The organism is Cryobacterium sp. TMB1-7, assembly GCF_004402435.1.
Taxonomy (GTDB): Bacteria; Actinomycetota; Actinomycetes; order Actinomycetales; family Microbacteriaceae; genus Cryobacterium; species Cryobacterium zongtaii.
On sequence record NZ_SOFZ01000029.1, the window covers coordinates 73,228 to 90,941 of the forward strand.

The following is a 17,714-nucleotide window of genomic DNA, read 5'->3' on the forward strand; positions in this document are numbered from 1 at the left end:
CGTCGATCCAGTGAATGAAGACCGATACTCCAATGACGTGCTCGCCGCCGGATGGCGGGAGGCCGGCCGCCGTGTCGTCCCCCAGCAGGAAGCCGTGCGGGACCTGGTTGTCGAGGAGGTCGCCACCGGGTTCTGCGGTGCGGTGATCAGGGTCGAGAAGAAGGTCGTCACCCTGGAGGACCGGCACGGGAAGCTCCGGCTATTCCCGCTCGGCGGTGGATTCCTGGTCGACGGCGAGCCCGTCGTCCTGGTGCCGCCCCGGGCAGCCGCCCCGGCCAGCCGGGGACGCACGGCGTCCGGGTCTCTGGCGGTGGCGGATGCGCCGGCGCGGGTGGCCAGGGCCAGCCGTATCTTCGTGGAAGGCCGCCACGACGCCGAGCTCGTCGAAAAGGTCTGGGGCGCCGACCTCCGCATCGAGGGCGTCGTCGTGGAGTACATCGAGGGTGTGGACAACCTCGCCGAACTGCTGGCGGAGTTCAAGCCGGGTCCGACACGCCGCGTCGGTGTTCTCGTCGACCACCTGGTACCCGGATCCAAGGAGAGCCGCATCGCCGAGGCCGTCGCCCGCGGTCCGCACGGCCGGCACGTCCTGGTGGTCGGGCATCCCTACGTGGATGTCTGGCAGTCGGTGAAGCCGGCCCGACTGAATCTGCCGGTCTGGCCTCAGATTCCGCGCAACATCGAGTGGAAGCACGGCATCTGCGCTGCCCTCGGCTGGCCGCACGACGACCAGGCCGACATCGCCAGGGCCTGGCAGCGGATCCTGGGCCAGGTGCGCACCTACGCCGATCTTGAGCCGGCATTGCTGGGCCGGGTCGAACAGCTGATTGATTTCGTCACCGTCGATTAGCGCCGTCACCGGCACACTTTGAGCATTTCTGTCAGAATTCGTAACACTTTGATCGTTTTTTCGCACAGATCTTCACGCAGACCGAGCGATGTGGGCTAGTGTTGTCGAAGTAGTTGTAGTGCTTGCACGTCTAAAAAACGTATCGACCCCGGTCGGTGCGGGCTTATTCCTTTCGGAAGCGGACGACGAATACCGCGACGAACGGCCTCGAAAGTCGGGGCCTTTCTAACACTCCTGGAGGAGTTTCATAATGGCAACAGGTACCGTGAAATGGTTCAACGCTGAAAAGGGCTTCGGATTCATCGCTCCCGACGACGGAAGCGCCGATGTCTTCGCGCACTACTCCGCGATCGCTTCGAACGGCTACAAGTCGCTCGACGAGAACCAGAAGGTCGAGTTCGAGGTAACCCAGGGCCCCAAGGGTCCCCAGGCCGAGAACATCCGCGCCCTCTAAATAGAGCTGCGGCAGCTCTCTAAAGCTGCTAACAACGCCCCCGCTTCGGCGGGGGCGTTGTGTTTTTAAGCCGCACACCCAACACAACTGTTCCCCATCCGGACACGTGCGCCCGGCGTGCCGGGTGCAGTTGTCCGCACGGGGAACAGTTGGTGCGGTTGGGCGGCGAAGCGGGCCGTCGTGCTACTTGACCAGGTCCTGCCAGCCGTCACCGTCGACGTACTCGAAGATCAGGTTGGTCTCGGTGTGCGCCACCGCCGGATGCTCCGCCAGGTGCTCGAGGACGAAGTCGCGCAGGTCGGAAGCATCCGCCGCGGCCACGTGCAACAGGTAGTCGTCGGCGCCGGCGGTGTGGAACAAACCGATCACGCCCGGCCAGTGTGGCGCTGCGCTGCGGAAGTCATCGATCTGCTCCCGAGCGTGCTTCGCCAGCCGCACCGAAATCAGGGCCTGCAGCGAAGCCCCCAGGGCGGCGAGGTCGATATTGGCCCGGTAGCCGCGGATGTGGCCGAGCTGCTGGAGCCGGCGCAGCCGGAGGGACACCGTGGACTCGGCAACGCCGATCTCGGCGGCCAACGCGGCGCCGGACGCGCGAGCGTTGACCGAGAGCGCGCGGAGCAGCGCTCGGTCGACGCGGTCCAGGTCGGCTTTCTTGGAATCCATACACGCTCTCTTTCGTTTGAGCGCAAGTTTATCGACCGATCTTCGACGGCGACACCCGCCCCTGCATCAACTGCGTCACAGTGGGGTTTCCGGCGGATGACGCCGGTGAAGCTGCGACCGGGTCAGCTGCGGCCGAGGCGGCGGCGGAGCAGGTCGATGCGCTTCTGGATCTGGGTGACGCTGGCCTGAGCGACCGCGGGCCCCCCGCACAGGCGGCGCAGCTCGGCGTGCACCATCGCGTGCGGCTCCCCCGCCAGCTTCGACCACATGCCCACGAGGCTGCCCAGCAGCGCCCGCTGCTCCTTGAGCGTGCGATACAGGGGCATCGGCTCCTCCGGTGCCCCCTCGACCGCGGCGGCCGCTGTGCGCCGCTCAGAGCCGCGCTTGGCCTGGCGTTGCTGCCGCTGGCGCAGCAGTTCGGAGACCTGCTCGGGCTCGAGCAGCCCGGGGATGCCGATGAAGTCGAACTCCTCGTCCGTTCCGGGTTCGGCGAGTTCACCGAACTCGTCACCGTTGAACATCACCATGTCGAAGGTGGCCTGGGAGTCCAGCGCCTGCCAGGTGAATTCCTCTTGGCCGAGGTCGTCCGAGGCCTTGTCGGACTTATTGGCGGCCGCCACCATGGCGTCCTCGGGGTTGTACATACCGTCGTCGCCGTCGTCACGGTTGCTGCGATCCAGCGCGTGGTCGCGTTCGAGTTCCATCGCATTGGCGAGGCTCAGCAGTCCGGGAACGTTGGGCAGGAAGATCGAGGCGGTCTCACCGCGACGTCGGGCGCGCACGAACCGGCCGATGGCCTGCGCGAAGAACAGCGGCGTTGAGGCGCTGGTCGCATAGACGCCGACGGCCAGGCGGGGAACGTCGACGCCCTCAGACACCATCCGCACCGCAACCATCCAGCGCCGGGTGTTGTGCGAGAACTCGTCGATCCGGTCGCTGGATTCCTTCTCGTCGGAGAGCACCACGGTGGCCGGTTCGCCGGAAATCTCCTCGAGGATCGCTGCGTAGGCCCGTGCCGTGGTCTGGTCCGTGGCGATGACCAGGCCGCCGGCATCCGGGATGCCGTGCCGCACCTCGGTGAGGCGAGCGTCAGCGGCCCGCAGGACCGCGGGAATCCACTGACCGCTGGGTTCCAGCGCGGTCCGCCAGGCCTGTGAGGTGATGTCCTTGGTATTGCCCTCGCCGAGCTTGGCTTCCATCTCGTCGCCGGTGCGGGTGCGCCACTTCATGTGCCCGGCGTAGACCATGAACATCACCGGGCGCACGACGCCGTCTTCCAGCGCCCTGCCGTAGCCGTAGTTGTAGTCGCTCTGGGACAGCCGGATGCCCTGCTTGTCAGGCAGGTAGGTCACGAACGGGATGGGTGAGGTGTCCGAGCGGAACGGGGTGCCGGTGAGCGAGAGCCGCCGGGTGGCCGGGTCGAAGGCCTCGCGGATGGCGTCGCCCCAACTCAGCGCGTCACCGCCGTGGTGCACCTCGTCGAGGATCACCAGGGTGCGGCTGGCCTGGGTGAGTTCACGGTGCAGCGCCGCGCGGGTGGCCACCTGTGCGTAGGTCACGGCGATGCCGTGGAAATGGCTGCCGTAACGGCCGTGGGCGTTCTTGAAACCGGGGTCCAGGCGGATACCGGCGCGGGCGGCCGCGTCCGCCCACTGGCGTTTGAGGTGCTCGGTCGGCGCGACCACGGTGATGCGGTCGATCACCCGGCGGGCCCGAAGCTCGGCGGCCAGGCGCAGCGCGAAGGTGGTCTTGCCGGCGCCCGGGGTGGCCGCGGCGAGGAAGTCGCGGGGCTGGTGCTGGAAGTACGCCTCGAGGGCCTCGGCCTGCCAGGCGCGGAGCTTGCTCGCGGTGCCCCAGGCGGCCCGTTCGGGGAAAGCCGGGGAGAGGTGCTCCGCGGCGCTGGTGCCTGCAGGCCCTCGAGCCGGCCCGAACACGGGCGGGGTATCGACGGTGTCGGCGAGAACGCTGTCACGGTCAGGCAGGGCGAACAATCCGGGTTCAGTGGTCTCCCGGTGCGAGGGTTCCCGGAAAGCGGATCCGAAGTCAGGTGGAGTAGTCACTTCATAAGAGATTACCAACTCGCGCCGACATCTGCCCGACGGTGCAGACTGACAGCATGTCGAAACAGCAGCATCCGTGGTCTCGCTACGTCGCTCTCGGCGACTCCTTCACCGAGGGTGTCGGTGACCCGGAACCGGCCAGCCCGGGCGGAAACCGCGGCTGGGCGGATCGTGTCGCCGAGATGCTCAGTCTGGGCTCAGACGAATTCGCGTATGGCAATCTTGCGGTCCGCGGCAAGCTGATGAACCAGGTCCTGGCCGAACAGGTGGGTCCCGCGTTGTCCCTGCACCCTGATCTGGTCACGATCTCTGCCGGCGGCAACGACGTGCTGCGGCCGGGCAGCGACCCGGATGCCATCGCGGCGCGGCTCGACGACGCGGTCAGCGTGCTCGGGTCCGAGGGCGCCACGGTGGTGGTCTTCACCGGAACCGATGTGCGCTTCTCCCCCGTGCTGCGGGGTCTGCGAGGCAAGGTGGCCATCTACAACGAGAACATCCGCGCCATCGCCACCGCCCGAGACGCCATCGTGGCGGACATGTGGTCCCTGACCGAGATCCAGGACGCCCGGATGTGGGCCCCCGACCGTCTGCACCTCAACCCGCTCGGCCATCACACGGTGGCCAGGATGGTGCTGGACGCGCTCAACGTGGTCAATCCGCTCGAGTCGCAGCTGCCGGAGCCGATGCCCGGTATCACCTGGCGCCAGGCGCGCACCGAAGACCTCGCCTGGGCGAGGGAGTTTCTGGTGCCCTGGGTGCTGCGCCGGGTGCGTCACCAGTCCTCGGGAGACAACATCCTGCCCAAACGTCCGGACGCGGACCCGGTGACCAGACTCGACCAGGCGGCGGAAACCGAACCCGTACCCGTACCCGAACGCGGAATCGGTTAGATCTCGCCGGGGTTCGTCCAACGCCAGAACGGCCCCGGATCGGTGATGGTCTGATCGAGGACGAGCGGAACCGAGACGGTGTTCGTCCCGACGGTCACGTCGACGCTGCCGACGGAATCGCCCTTCTCACCCAGGGTCACCGGTGCGACATCGACGGTGCTCTCGATCGGGGTGTCCGACCACACCACGGCGGACTCGGACGTCTCGGCCACAGCCTGCGCCGACTGGCCCCAGGGGGTCGTGTAGGTACCGAAGGGGGTGCCGGCCTCGACCAACGTCACCGTGCGAAATCCGGGGCTCACGCTCTCGATGAGGCTCAGGATGCTCTCGTTGAGTTCGCTGTGAGTGTCCCCGCCGAGCACGACGCCCACGAGGGTGACCGAGGTGTCGCCGACCGGCACGTCGACCGCGAAGAGCAGGCAGGCTCCGGCCTCGTCCGTGGTGCCGGTCTTGATGCCGTCGACGCCGTCGACGCCGAGCAGCTTGTTCGTATTGGTCACGGTGCCCACGGTCGGGATCACGGCGCTGGGCATGGCCACGATGCTCGCCAGAGCGGGATCGGCCATCACGAGCTTGCCGATGGCCACCAGATCGGCCGGACTGCTCACGCTCTGGGCGGAGATCCCGCTGGTGTCTGCGACGACGGTGCCGGTCAGGCCGTTCGCGGCCAGATAGTCCGCCGCGGCGACCAGGTACGCGTCAACGGAACCGAACGCCCACACGGCCAGGGAGACGCTGTAGTTGTTCGCGGATGGGATCAGCATCGTTTCGAAGGCTTCGCGCTGGCTGAGCACCTGACCGGCTGAGACGGGCGCCACCGAGCCGTTCTCCGCGATGGCGTCGTAGTAGATGTCGACGTCATCGTCGGTGAAGGTGATGTCGGGACCTGGCTCGTCGCCGGTCAGCGGCTTGGCCTGGAGGATCACCAGTGCGGTGACCATCTTGGTGATGCTGGCGACGGGCATCGAGGCCTGGTCACCGGTGGAGCCCAGAACCCCGTCAAAGCCGACGGCGCCGATGGCGCCGGCCCCCTGGCCGGGCCAGGTGGGCTCGACGGCCGCCTGGCTGAGCGCGGGCGGCTCGGTGAGGGTCGCGGCCGTACTGGAGACGGGGGCGAGGCCCGTGCTGGTGAGGTAGGCGCCGAATGCGAGGATGACGGCGAGCACGCCGAAGAAGGCGAAACGCCGACGGCGGTAGACCTGGCGACGGGAGTTAGACATTCGATGATTCTAACCACGGCTGCCGTGCCGGGTTGGCAGGGTCGCCGCGCGCCAGTGAAACGTCTAGGCGCGGAGCGCCCACAGGGCCACGGCGCTGGCCGAGGCCACGTTCAGCGAATCCACTCCGTGCAGCATCGGGATCGTGACCACGGTGTCTGCCGCGGCCAGCGCGGTGTGGCTCAGCCCGTCGCCCTCGGTACCGAGAATCAGAGCCACCCGATCCGGCGGGTCGTTCGCGAAGACGTCCAGGGAGACGGCATCGTCGGCCAGGGCCAGCGCGGTCAGGTGGAAGCCGTGCTCGTGCAGAACCGTCGCGGCCTCGTCCCATTCGGGCAGGCGGGTCCAGGGCACCTGCAGCACGGTCCCCATGCTCACCCTGACGCTGCGCCGGTACAACGGGTCGGCACAACGTGGGGTGATCAGCACGGCGTCGGCGCCGAGCCCCGCGACCGACCTGAAGATCGCGCCGACATTGGTGTGGTCGACGATGTCCTCGAGTATCACGATGCGCCGGGCACCGCGGATGATGTCGGCCACCGACGCCAGGTCGGGGCGGTGCATGGCCGCCAGGGCGCCACGGTGCAGGTTGTAGCCGGTGAGCTGCTCCAGGAGTGCCGCCGAGCCCACATAGATGGGGACATCCGGCCAGTCCGCCAGCAGACGCTGGGCATCCGGCAGCCACTGCTCCTGCACGAGAACCGAACGCGGCCGATGCCCGGCGGCGAGGGCCCGGCCGATGACCTTGGCCGATTCGGCGATGTACAGGCCGTTCGCCGGTTCGGACACGCGGCGCAGGGCCACGTCGGTCAGGCGCGAGTAGTCGGCGAGGCCGGGCGCATCGAGGTCGGTAATCGGGACGATCTGCACGAAAGTCGCCGCCTTTCTGGGTGGTGTCTGATGCCGGCTGCCGGCGTCGGAACCTCGAACCGTAACACAGCCGAAAACTGACCAGTTTAGACTCAGAGGACATCGGCGCCACGCCAGCTCCCCCGGGGCCCGGCCGGCGGCGACGGACGAGGATGGAGCATCATGACGGCCGAGACTGTCCTGACGACGTCGGCGGCGGCCGGAGAAGACCTCGACGCCGTGGCCGCGATCCTGCGCGGCCGGCGCACGGCGGTCCTCACCGGAGCCGGGGTGAGCACCGATTCCGGAATCCCCGACTACCGCGGGGCGGGCGCCCCGGTGCGAGTGCCGATGACGTTCCAGACCTTCCTCGCCGACGAACGGGCGCGCAAGCGGTACTGGGCCGGCAGCCACCTGGGCTGGCACCGGTTCCGGGCGGCCGAACCCAATCTGGGGCACCGGTCCCTCGTCGCCCTCGAAACGGCCGGCCTGGTCAGCGGCATCATCACCCAGAACGTCGACGGCCTGCACACCCGAGCCGGGTCCCGGCACGTCGTCGACCTGCACGGATCCATGGACCTGGTCGTCTGCCTCTCCTGCGGGCAGGCCTTCGGCCGGGACAGCATCGCCGCCCGCCTGGAGACCCACAACCCGGTGCTGGCGGACCCTGACCAGGTCGAGATCGCACCGGACGGCGACGCCATCGTGGTTGACATCGACAATTTCATCGTGCCGGACTGCTCGGTGTGCGGCGGACTGCTCAAACCCAATGTGGTGTTCTTCGGTGAGCTGGTCCCGACCGGGAAGTTCACCGCGGCGGCCGCGTTGGTGCGGGCGGCGGACGCCCTGATCGTGGCGGGCTCCTCACTCGCGGTGAATTCGGGGATCCGGCTGCTCGAGCAGGCCAGGCGCCGCAAGCTGCCCATCGTGGTGATCAACCGCGGGCCGACCAAGGGCGACGGGCGCGCCCTGGTTAAACTGGAGGCAGGCACGTCGGAGACGTTCGCCGGGTTGGTGAGCAGACTCACCGACCTCTAGCCGGCCAGCCGCCGAGCAGCACCCGTCCAGCAGAAGGCAGCGTTGTGATCACCAAGTTCGCGATTGTCAGGCACGGCCAGACCGACTGGAATCTCGAAAGACGGATTCAGGGCAGCACCGACATCCCGCTGAATTCCACGGGCCGGGCTCAGGCGGCGGAAACCGGTCTGCGACTGAGCCGTCGCCACTGGGACGCGGTCGTGACCAGTCCTCTGCTGCGTGCGCACGAAAGCGCCAGGATCATCGCCGGTGAGCTGGACCTCCCGGCGCCGCTCGTTGTTCCCGAGCTGACCGAGCGTCACCACGGCCAGATCGAGGGGCTGACCTTTGCCCAACGCCCGGCGCGGTTCCCGGACGGTTCCTCGGTGCCGGGACTCGAAACCCGCCAGGCCGTGCTCGACCGGGTGCTGCCGGCGTTGGAAGACATCGCCCTGACCTACGCTGGGCGGGAGATGGTCGTGGTCTGCCATGGCGGTGTGATCGGCACGCTTCTCCGCTACGCCACGGACGGCACCAGGCCGGCCGCGGGTGAGCTCATCCCGAACGGTTCGATTCACGAGTTCCGGTGGGAGAGCGGCCGGCTCCAGCTGGAGGACGTCGTTTCGGCGCGCTGAGAGACCGCGCTGGCAGACCGCGCTGAGAGACGGCGCTGTACCGCGCCGTAAACCGCGGTCAGCGTCGGCGGGAGGCCGCCTGGGTGCTCTGCAGCACCCGGAGCAGCCGTTCGGCGGACTCGGCCCAGGTGAAACGCCCGGCCTGAATCACGGAGAGCCGTGAACGGCTCAGCCACTCCCCCGCCGCCTCGAGTCCGCGCACCGCGGCCGCCAGCGCATCCGGGTCCAGCGGCGGGACATAGCCGGCCGCATCGCCGCCGATCTCCCGGAAGATGGGGATATCGCTCACCAGCACCGGAATGCCCAGGCTCATCGCCTCGACCAGGGGGATGCCGAAGCCCTCGTCGAGGGACGTCGTCACCAGGGCCGTGGCGCTGGACAGCAGGGAGACGTATTCCTCGTCACTGACTCCGTTGTGGAAGACCAACGTCGCCTGAGGGGCGAGGGCGGTCAGCCGGGCGCGTTCGGCGTCACCGACGCGGCTGAGCAGGTGCAGCTCATACCCGGGCAGGGCCGCGGCTGCTCGCACCAGGGTGTCCACGTTCTTGTATGGCATGAACGAACCCATGTAGATCAGGCGTGTGGTCTCCGGTCCGGATCGCTCACTCGGCGCCGCCGCCGCGGCGACGGAATCGGCCGCGTTGGGCACCACGGAGACCGGCCGGCGGGTGAGCCGGTGGCGGTTGATCAGCGCGCCGGTGGTTTCCGACACCGTCACGATGCCGTCGGACCGGTTCAGCAGCATCCGTTGGGGCACCCAGGACAGATGGTACAGCCGCCAGAGCAGGCGGATACCGATGGAGAAGTCTCGCGGCGGGGTGCGATTGCGGTAATAGATCAGGTCGTGCACGGTCAGCACCAGCTTGTAGCGCCTGCCCCACGAACCCATTGTCTGCATCGGGCTGAACACGATGTCGGGGGCCAGCCTGTTCACGGTCAGGGCCACCAGCGGTTCCAGCAGGCTGGTGGGCGAACGCACGAGTTGCCACGGCAGCGCCGGCAACATTGCCAGCTGCCGGTGGTCGCTGATCAGCATCGTCACCGGATGCAGTCGGCCCAGTTCGGTGACCAGACCGGCGGTGTACCGGCTGATGCCGTCGTGCCGGTCGATCCGGGTGTAGCGGCAGTCGAAGACTATCCGCAGGGGGCCAGAGGCCGAGGCCGTCACGACGCGGCTGCTTCGGGTGCGCCGGCCGGGCTGACCGGATCGAGGAAGGCACGCAGGGCTTGCGCCGCGTCCTCCGGAACCTCGTAGTGGATGAGGTGGCCTACCCCGGGCAGGACGTGCAGCCGGGCATCCGGGAACTGGGCGCGCAGCCGAACCTGGGCGGGCACCGGGGTGATGTCATCCTTCTCGGCGGCGATCAGCAGGGTGTGGGTATCGATGGCGGCGGCGTATTCGCTGACGTCGTGGCTGACGGATGCTGTGAACGCCTCCAGCACCACCGTCCGGTCCGCGAAAGCGGAGAAGTACCTGTCGTGCTGGTTGTGAATCCAGCGTCGCCGTTGCCGACTCCGGGTTTTGGCCATGGTGATGCTCATCACCCGCACGATCACCCGGTTGCGCAGGAGCGCGAACCCGAGCCGTTCGGGAAGCTTGGACGCCAGCCAGTAGTAGAAGACGGCAAGCCGGGTCAGGATGCCCCGGGGCCCGGACAGGGCGGGGGCGGCGATCGGGTTGACCAGTACCAGTTCCTGGGCGGGCAGGCCGCCTGGTGCCGCGGCGGCCGCGGCGACGACGATCGACCCGAACGAGTGGCCGAGGACCACGACCCGGCCGGGCAGCGCCAGGAGGCGCAGGAACTCGGCCAGCCAGGCGGCATAGGAGTCGATGGAGTGCGGTGCCGTGTCGAATGCCGCCGATTCGCCGAAACCGGGTAGGTCCGGCGAGATGATGCGCAGACCCTGGAGCTGGGCGACGACGGCTTCAAGGCCGTGGTGGTCGCCGCGGAACCCGTGCACCATCACGATTGTCGTCGGGCTTCTGGGGTCTCCGTACTCCCAGTAGCGGGTGTCGCTGCCCAGCACGGCGAGGGTGTGGGCGCGCGCGTCCATGAGGGTGAGCAGGTCGGCGTAGGGCGAAGGAACGATCATCGCTCCCAGTTTAGGCTGGCGGCGAGCGAGTGGCCCGACCGAAGTTGCACCGATCGACCTAGAATCGGTCGTATCTGCACCATCCACATCCGCGTCGGGTGGTGGCCGCCCCCGGCCACGGCCGCGTCAGGGACGGAAGGAACGCCGTGAGCTTCACCGCACCCATCCAGCTGCCCGGGTTGACCCTCGATCCAAGGTGGTACCGTCGCGCGGTGTTCTATGAGGTGATGGTCCGGTCATTCCTCGACAGCAACGCGGATGGCACCGGGGACCTGTCCGGGCTGATATCGAAGCTGGACTACCTGCAGTGGCTGGGTATCGACGCGCTGTGGATCCCACCGTTCTTCACGTCCCCGCTGCGCGACGGCGGCTACGACGTGGCCGACTACCGCACGATCCTGCCTGAGTTCGGCACCCTCGACGAGTTCAAGGAACTCGTCACGAAGGCGCACGAGCGCAACATGCGCATCGTCATCGACCTGCCGCTCAACCACACCTCCGACCAGCACCCGTGGTTCCAACAATCCAGGCAGCAGCCCGACGGAGAGTTCGGTGACTTCTATGTGTGGAGCGACGACGACGGCAAGTACCCGGACATCCGGATCATCTTCACGGACACCGAGGACTCGAACTGGGCTTTCGACTCCGTCCGGCGCCAGTTCTACTTCCACAGGTTCTTCTCCCACCAGCCCGACCTGAACTACGACAACCCGGCCGTGCACGACGCAATCCTCGGCGTGGTCCGGTACTGGCTGGACCTGGGCGTTGACGGGTTCAGGTTGGACGCGATCCCCTATCTGTACGAGTCGGACGAGGGTAACGGCGAGGGCGAGCCGCTGACGCACGAGTTCATCAGACGGCTGCGGGCCATTGTGGACCGGGACTATCCGGGGCGCATCATGATCGCCGAAGCCAACCAGTGGCCGCGGGAGGTGGCCGCCTTCTTCGGTACCGAGGATGAGCCGGAGTGCCACATGGCCTTCGACTTCCCGGTGATGCCCAGGATCTTCTATTCGCTGCGCTCCCAGCGCGCCGATGAGCTCGTGCGGGTGCTCTCCGAAACGACCGACATCCCCGAGGGCGCCGGCTGGGCGGTATTCCTGCGCAACCACGACGAACTCACCCTGGAGATGGTCAGCGAGCAGTACCGGCAGGCGATGTACGGCTGGTACGCCTACGACCCACGCATGCGCGCCAATATCGGTATCCGCCGCCGCCTGGCACCGCTGCTGGACAACAGCCGCTCGGAACTCGAACTGGCCCACGCCCTGCTGTTCTCCCTGCCGGGGAGCCCGTTTTTGTACTACGGCGATGAGATCGGGATGGGCGACAACATCTGGCTGCCCGACCGGGACAGCTCCCGCACGCCGATGCAGTGGACACCGGACCGCAACGGCGGGTTCTCGGCGGCGGACCCCGGCAAGTTGTACCTGCCGGTTGTGCAGTCACTGGTCTACAACTTCGGCCAGACCAACGTCGAATCCCACCTCGCGCAGTCCGGTTCGCTGCTGCACTGGATCCGCAACGTCATCCACGTACGCACCAACCATCCAGCGTTCGGGTTGGGGTCGCTCACCGTGCTGTCCACCGATCACGAGTCCATCCTGGCCTTCACCAGGCTCTACGACATCTTCGGCGGGGCCGTGTTCCCCTCCTTCGACGAGGAGGGCGGGCTCACCCTCACCCTGGGTGCGCAGAGCTTTTACTGGTTGCACTGCGGCTGACCGGAGGGCGCAAAAAAAGGGCGACCTGCCTCAGCAGGTCGCCCTTCAGGCGTAATGCGGCGTGGTTACTTGCCGAAGCCCTTGTAGCGCGAGTTGAACTTCTCCACGCGTCCGGCGGAGTCCATGATGCGCTGCTTGCCCGTGTAGAACGGGTGCGACTCGGAGGAGATTTCCACGTCGATGACCGGGTACGTGGTGCCGTCTTCCCACTCGATGGTCTTCGAGCTGGAGACCGTCGAACGGGTAAGGAACGTCGCACCCGACGCGAGGTCGCGGAAGACCACGGGAGCGTATGTGGGGTGAATGTCAGACTTCATGGAGACTTCCTTGTTGCGTTTCGATGGGTGGGATCTGGCTCGCCGGTTGCGGCAGAAAAGTGTATCGGTCACGAGGACCAGCTACCGAGTTTAGCAGAATCTTGAGGCCGGGAGTGGCCAGACGCTGGAAAGCTCAGATTGCGCGTGCCGCGTAGCGTCCGTCGGTCTCGGTGAGTTCGATCGGGAGACCGAATGCCTCGGTGAGAGTGTCGGAGGTCAGCGCCTCGGCCAGGGGGCCCGCGCTGACGACCTTGCCGCCGGCGAGCAGCAGCACGTGGGTGAATCCACGCGGGATTTCCTCCACGTGGTGGGTGACCATGATGATGGCCGGGGAGTTGGGCTCGCTCGCGTATCCGCTGAGCAGGCGCAGCAGTTCTTCCCTGGCACCGAGGTCGAGGCTGGCGGCCGGTTCGTCCAGAAGCAGGATCTCCGGGTCGGTCATGATGGACCTGGCGATCTGCACCCGCTTCTGCTCGCCGTCGCTGAGGGTGCCGAACTTACGGTCGGCGAGGTGATCCAGCTTCCATTCGCCGAGGACGCGCTGGGCGCGACGCTCGTCGATCTCCTCGTATTCCTCGTTCCAGCGGCCGGTGACCGAGTATGCGGCGGTCATCACCACGTTCAGAACGGTCTCACCGGCGGGCACCCGGCGGGCCATGGCGGTGGACGCGAAGCCGATCCGCGGACGCAGTTCGAACAGGTCGCTACCGCCGAGCGGCTCTTCGAGGACCTCGGCCGTTCCCTGGGAGGGATGGATGAGCGCGGCCGCGATCTGCAGCGTGGTGGTCTTACCGGCACCGTTGGGGCCCAGGATCACCCAGCGCTGATCGCCGTCGACGCTCCAATCCACTGAGTCCAGGATGGTTGTGCCACCCCGGACGACGGAAACTCCGGTGAAGTGAAGAACGTTGACCATACAGCCATGTTATCGGGCGCCGCCCGGGCCCCCGGTCACGCTAGAGCAGCGCGGCGTAAATCTCCCGAGTGCTCGCGGCGATCTGACCCCAACTGAACATTTCCTCAGCACGCACTCGGCCGGCGCGGCCCATCTGCGCCGCCAGGGCGGGGTCGGCCAACACCTCGGTGAGGGTCCGGGCCAGATCGGACACGAAGATGTCAGGGTCGGTCGGGGTGCCGGTGCCGTCGGTGAGCTGGTTGATCGGTACCAGACGTCCCGTCACGCCATCCGCCACGACCTCGGGGATGCCGCCGGTTGCGGTGCCGACGACGGGCAGACCGCAGGCCATGGCTTCAAGGTTGACGATGCCCAGCGGCTCGTACACCGACGGGCAGACGAAAACGGTTCCGGCGGTGAGCACGGCCGACAGTTCGTGCTGCGGAAGCAGCCTGTCGATCCACACCACACCGGAACGTTCGCGTTGCAGAGCCTCGACCAGCTCGGTCACCTCGGCGAGGATGCCGGGGGTGTCGGGGGCGCCGGCACACAGCACGAGCTGCACCTCCGGCGGCAGCAGGGCGGCCGCACGCAACAGGTACGGCAGACCCTTCTGGCGGGTGATCCGGCCGACGAACACGACGGAAGGCCGGTCGGGATCGATCCCCAGGGCGCGAACGACGTCATCGTCGGTGGTCGGCTTCCACCGGTCGAGGTCGATGCCGTTGTAGACAACGTGCACCCGCGACTCATCCAGCGCCGGGTAGCTGCGGAGGATGTCGGCGCGCATTCCGCCGCTGACAGCGATGACGGCATCCGCCGCCTCGAAGGCGGTCTTCTCGATCCAGCTCGACACGCGGTAGCCGCCGCCGAGCTGCTCGGCCTTCCACGGGCGCAGCGGTTCGAGGCTGTGCGCCGTGACGACGTGGGGCACGCCGTGCAGCAGCTTGGCGATGTGGCCGGCACCGTTGGCGTACCAGGTGTGCGAGTGCACCACATCGGCGCCCTGCACGTCCTGGGCCATCTGCAGGTCCACGCCGAGCGTGGTCAGCGTGGCATTGGCGTCGGCGAGTTCGGCCGGGACGCCGTAGGCGACGGTGTCGGCTTCGGCCCGCTGGGCACCGAAACACCGCACGGTGACATCGATGTCGGTACGGAGGGCCTTGACCAGCTCGGCGACGTGGACGCCGGCTCCTCCGTAGATCTCGGGCGGGTATTCCTTGGTAAGCAGATCGACGCGCATGCAGTAAAACTAGCGCAGGCTGAACGACGGACACACCCCCACACGCTGGTCGTTCCCCCCGTATGGCCCTACTGTGAAGGTATGAAGGCCAAGAAGATCTTTGGAATCGTTCTCGCAGGCGGCGAGGGGAAACGGCTGATGCCGTTGACCGAAGACCGCGCTAAGCCAGCTGTACCGTTTGGAGGGCATTACCGTCTGATCGACTTCGCGCTGTCGAACCTGATCAACTCCGGTGTCACCCAGATCGTCGTGCTCACCCAGTACAAGTCGCACAGCCTCGACCGCCACGTCTCGCAGACGTGGCACGTGTCCGGGGGCCTGTTCAACTCCTACATCGCCTCGGTCCCGGCCCAGCAGCGGCTCGGTAAGCGCTGGTTCAGCGGCTCGGCCGACGCCATCCTGCAGAGCCTGAACCTCATCCACGATGAGAAGCCCGACATCGTCGTCGTGGTCGGTGCCGACCACGTCTACCGGATGGACTTCTCACAGATGATCGAGGCGCACATCGCGTCCGGTGCGCAGGCGACCGTCGCCGCCATCCGCCAGCCGATCGGCCTGGCCGACCAGTTCGGCGTCATCGAAGTGGATGCCGCCACCCCGGACCGGATCAAGGACTTCCTGGAGAAGCCCAAGGACGCCGTCGGGCTCGCCGACGCGCCGCACGAGGTCTTCGCCTCGATGGGCAACTACGTCTTCAACGCCGATGCCCTGATCGAGGCCGTGCGCCGCGACGGCGAACGCACCGATTCCAGCCATGACATGGGTGGCGACATCGTTCCCGACTTCGTCTCACGTGGTGAGGCCGGTGTATACGACCTGCAGCGCAACGACGTGCCGGGGTCGACCGACCGCGACCGCTATTACTGGCGCGACGTGGGCACCATCGACTCGTTCTTCGAGGCCCACCAGGACCTGATCTCCGCCCTGCCGGTGTTCAACCTGTACAACCAGAGCTGGCCGATCTTCAGCCAGCAGCTGAACTCTCCGCCGGCCAAGTTCGTGCGCGACAGCAAGGGCTCCCTCGGTACCGCTATCGACTCCATAGTGTCGCTGGGCTGCGTCATCTCCGGCGCGCACCTGGAACGCAGCGTCGTCGGCCCGTGGGCCGTCATCGACTCCGGCGCCCACGTGGTGGACTCGATCGTGTTCGACAGGGTGCAGATTCGTCCGGGCGCCGTCGTGCACCGCGCCATCCTCGACAAGGACGTCATCGTTGCGGAGGGCGCCGCCATCGGCGTCGACCGGGACCGTGACCTCGCGCGGGGCTTCAGCGTCACCGAATCCGGGATCACCGTGGTCGGCAAGGGCGTGCACGTCCACCCGTGATCCCTGCAGCCCGATTCCTGGTCGTCCTTGATGCCGATTCGACCCTCATCGAGAACGAAGTCATCGAGCTTCTCGCCGACGCGGCCGGTTCCCTCGCCCTGGTGGCCGAGGTGACCGACCGCGCCATGCGCGGCGAGCTTGATTTCGCGGCGAGCCTGCGGCAGCGGGTGGCCACCCTGGCCGGCCTGTCGACCGATGTCTTCGCCGAGGTGGGCGCACTCATCCGCCCCACCACCGGGGTGCACGCGCTCATCGACGGTTTACACGCCGGCGGTAGCCGGGTCGGGGTCGTCTCGGGCGGCTTCCACGAACTGCTGGACCCGCTGGCCGAGACCCTGGGCCTCGACCACTGGCGGGCCAACCGTCTCGAGGTGCGGGACGGCCGGTTGACCGGCGGTCTGATCGGTCCGATCATCGATGCCACGGCCAAGGCGCACGCGCTCACCGAATGGGCGGCCCTGGACGGCATCGACCTGTGCGGGACCGTCGCCGTCGGGGACGGTGCCAACGATCTCACCATGATGCGGGTGGCCGGCCTGGGAGTCGCTTTCAACGCCAAACCCGTGGTCCGCCGCTCGGCTGACCTGGTCATCGACACCGCCGACCTCAGCCAGATACTGCCGCTGCTGGGTCTGCGCGGCTGACCCGACCCGGGGTTGCCCGGGTCGGTCCAGTCGTCTGTGGTCCGCGGCTACGGCCTAGTGGCCCATGCCCAGTCCACCGTCGACGGGGATCACGGCGCCGGAGATGTACGCCGCGTCGTCGCCGGCGATCCAACTGACCACCCGGGCGACCTCGCTCGGGGACGCGAACCTGCCGGCCGGGATGTTGCGCTTGTACTCGGCCTGCTGTGCCTCGGGCAGTGCGGCCGTCATATCGGTCTCGATGAAACCGGGGGCGACGACGTTCGCGGTGATGCCGCGGGCACCGAGTTCGCGGGTGACGGACCGGGCCAGGCCGACCAGGCCGCTCTTGGACGACGAGTAGTTGACCTGTCCGGCGGAACCGTAGAGGCCCACGACGCTGGAAATCAGCACGATCCGGCCGAACCTCGCCTTGAGCATGCCCTTCGAGGCCCGCTTCACCACCCGGAACGCTCCGCTGAGGTTGGTGTCGATGACCGAGGTGAAGTCCTCCTCCGACATACGCATCAGCAGGGTGTCCTTGGTGATTCCGGCGTTGGCCACGACGACCTCCACGGGGCCGTAGGCGGCCTCGATTTCGGTGAAGGCGGCGTCGATGGAGGCGTAGTCGGTGACGTCTGCACGCACGGTGAGGCTTCCGGCCGGGCCTTCGCCCGAGCGGGCGGTGATGGCGACCCTGTGGCCCTTGGCGAGGAATTCCTCGGCGATGGCGTAGCCGATGCCGCGGTTGCCTCCCGTTACCAGAACTGTTCGTGCGGTCGCCATGGCGCGGTCCTTTCAGTGGGAACGCCCGCCGATCGGCGGGCACAGATTCATTTAGCTTAGAGCGTCCCGTG

Annotated in this window: 18 protein-coding genes; 8 read left to right on the forward strand and 10 right to left on the reverse strand. The window is 67.4% G+C overall.

The annotated features are described in order from the left end of the window. Positions 1-10: 10 nt before the first annotated feature. Positions 11-850 carry a DUF3097 domain-containing protein gene (locus E3O60_RS13425; protein WP_194087780.1) on the forward strand — a complete coding sequence of 280 codons (840 nt, stop codon included), beginning with the start codon at positions 11-13 and terminating at the stop codon, positions 848-850. 250 nt (positions 851-1,100) lie between these two features. Further along, entirely contained in the window at positions 1,101-1,304 is a 204-nt protein-coding gene (locus tag E3O60_RS13430) for a cold-shock protein (RefSeq protein ID WP_035840308.1), read from the forward strand. A gap of 183 nt (positions 1,305-1,487) precedes the next feature. Here the strand turns inward: E3O60_RS13430 and E3O60_RS13435 are convergent, their stop codons facing one another. Together E3O60_RS13435 and E3O60_RS13440 are read right to left on the reverse strand one after the other, a co-directional pair. After that, entirely contained in the window at positions 1,488-1,967 is a 480-nt protein-coding gene (locus E3O60_RS13435; RefSeq protein WP_066595420.1) for an Lrp/AsnC family transcriptional regulator, read from the reverse strand. Between the two features lie 122 nt (positions 1,968-2,089). Further along, a complete protein-coding gene (locus E3O60_RS13440; RefSeq protein ID WP_088457996.1) occupies positions 2,090-3,901 on the reverse strand; it encodes a DEAD/DEAH box helicase in 1,812 nt (603 codons plus the stop codon). A 182-nt stretch (positions 3,902-4,083) separates the two neighbouring features. On the opposite strand from E3O60_RS13440, the gene E3O60_RS13445 reads away from it, so the two are divergent. Continuing rightward, a complete protein-coding gene (locus tag E3O60_RS13445) occupies positions 4,084-4,917 on the forward strand; it encodes an SGNH/GDSL hydrolase family protein (RefSeq protein ID WP_134498382.1) in 834 nt (277 codons plus the stop codon). Here the strand turns inward: E3O60_RS13445 and E3O60_RS13450 are convergent. Both E3O60_RS13450 and E3O60_RS13455 read right to left on the reverse strand, forming a co-directional pair. Continuing rightward, positions 4,914-6,137: a D-alanyl-D-alanine carboxypeptidase family protein gene (locus tag E3O60_RS13450; RefSeq protein WP_088456218.1), complete on the reverse strand. Its 1,224-nt coding sequence runs from the start codon at positions 6,135-6,137 to the stop codon at positions 4,914-4,916. The two genes, E3O60_RS13445 and E3O60_RS13450, sit on opposite strands and share 4 nt — an antisense overlap. Positions 6,138-6,200: 63 nt before the next feature. After that, positions 6,201-7,004: an RNA methyltransferase gene (locus E3O60_RS13455; RefSeq protein ID WP_134498384.1), complete on the reverse strand. Its 804-nt coding sequence runs from the start codon at positions 7,002-7,004 to the stop codon at positions 6,201-6,203. Between the two features lie 162 nt (positions 7,005-7,166). On the opposite strand from E3O60_RS13455, the gene E3O60_RS13460 reads away from it, so the two are divergent. After that, positions 7,167-8,021, forward strand: a complete 855-nt coding sequence (locus tag E3O60_RS13460) for a Sir2 family NAD-dependent protein deacetylase (protein WP_088456220.1) — start codon at positions 7,167-7,169, stop codon at positions 8,019-8,021. A 44-nt stretch (positions 8,022-8,065) separates the two neighbouring features. Continuing rightward, a complete protein-coding gene (locus E3O60_RS13465) occupies positions 8,066-8,635 on the forward strand; it encodes a histidine phosphatase family protein (RefSeq protein WP_241993276.1) in 570 nt (189 codons plus the stop codon). Positions 8,636-8,693: 58 nt separating this feature from the next. Here E3O60_RS13465 and E3O60_RS13470 read toward each other — a convergent pair whose 3' ends face one another. Together E3O60_RS13470 and E3O60_RS13475 are read right to left on the reverse strand one after the other, a co-directional pair. Then, positions 8,694-9,779 carry a glycosyltransferase family 1 protein gene (locus E3O60_RS13470; RefSeq protein WP_134498703.1) on the reverse strand — a complete coding sequence of 362 codons (1,086 nt, stop codon included), beginning with the start codon at positions 9,777-9,779 and terminating at the stop codon, positions 8,694-8,696. 20 nt (positions 9,780-9,799) lie between these two features. Further along, positions 9,800-10,729 (reverse strand): alpha/beta fold hydrolase, encoded by a 930-nt coding sequence (locus tag E3O60_RS13475; protein WP_088456222.1) that lies wholly within the window; start codon positions 10,727-10,729, stop codon positions 9,800-9,802. Positions 10,730-10,875: 146 nt separating this feature from the next. Here E3O60_RS13475 and treS point away from each other — a divergent pair, with 146 nt between their 5' ends. Further along, positions 10,876-12,453 (forward strand): maltose alpha-D-glucosyltransferase, encoded by a 1,578-nt coding sequence (gene treS / locus E3O60_RS13480; protein WP_134498386.1) that lies wholly within the window; start codon positions 10,876-10,878, stop codon positions 12,451-12,453. 65 nt (positions 12,454-12,518) lie between these two features. Here the strand turns inward: treS and E3O60_RS13485 are convergent, their stop codons facing one another. The 3 genes from E3O60_RS13485 to glgA all read right to left on the reverse strand — a co-directional run bounded on the left by E3O60_RS13485 (position 12,519) and on the right by glgA (position 14,908). Beyond that, positions 12,519-12,770 (reverse strand): type B 50S ribosomal protein L31, encoded by a 252-nt coding sequence (locus tag E3O60_RS13485; protein ID WP_066595443.1) that lies wholly within the window; start codon positions 12,768-12,770, stop codon positions 12,519-12,521. A 133-nt stretch (positions 12,771-12,903) separates the two neighbouring features. Continuing rightward, a complete protein-coding gene (locus tag E3O60_RS13490) occupies positions 12,904-13,686 on the reverse strand; it encodes an ABC transporter ATP-binding protein (protein ID WP_103459806.1) in 783 nt (260 codons plus the stop codon). Between the two features lie 40 nt (positions 13,687-13,726). After that, positions 13,727-14,908, reverse strand: a complete 1,182-nt coding sequence (gene glgA, locus E3O60_RS13495; RefSeq protein ID WP_088456225.1) for a glycogen synthase — start codon at positions 14,906-14,908, stop codon at positions 13,727-13,729. An 81-nt stretch (positions 14,909-14,989) separates the two neighbouring features. On the opposite strand from glgA, the gene E3O60_RS13500 reads away from it, so the two are divergent. Together E3O60_RS13500 and serB are read left to right on the forward strand one after the other, a co-directional pair. Then, on the forward strand, positions 14,990-16,234 hold the full coding sequence (locus E3O60_RS13500; RefSeq protein WP_088456226.1) for a glucose-1-phosphate adenylyltransferase: 1,245 nt from the start codon (positions 14,990-14,992) through the stop codon (positions 16,232-16,234). Beyond that, the gene (gene serB / locus E3O60_RS13505; protein WP_103479485.1) at positions 16,231-16,878 is read left to right on the forward strand and encodes a phosphoserine phosphatase SerB; all 648 of its coding nucleotides are present in this window, start codon (positions 16,231-16,233) and stop codon (positions 16,876-16,878) included. The genes E3O60_RS13500 and serB overlap by 4 nt, the downstream gene beginning before the upstream one ends. 54 nt (positions 16,879-16,932) lie before the next feature. On the opposite strand, the gene fabG is transcribed toward serB, so the two are convergent. Further along, positions 16,933-17,643: a 3-oxoacyl-ACP reductase FabG gene (gene fabG, locus E3O60_RS13510; RefSeq protein WP_088456228.1), complete on the reverse strand. Its 711-nt coding sequence runs from the start codon at positions 17,641-17,643 to the stop codon at positions 16,933-16,935. Between the last annotated feature and the right edge of the window lie 71 nt (positions 17,644-17,714).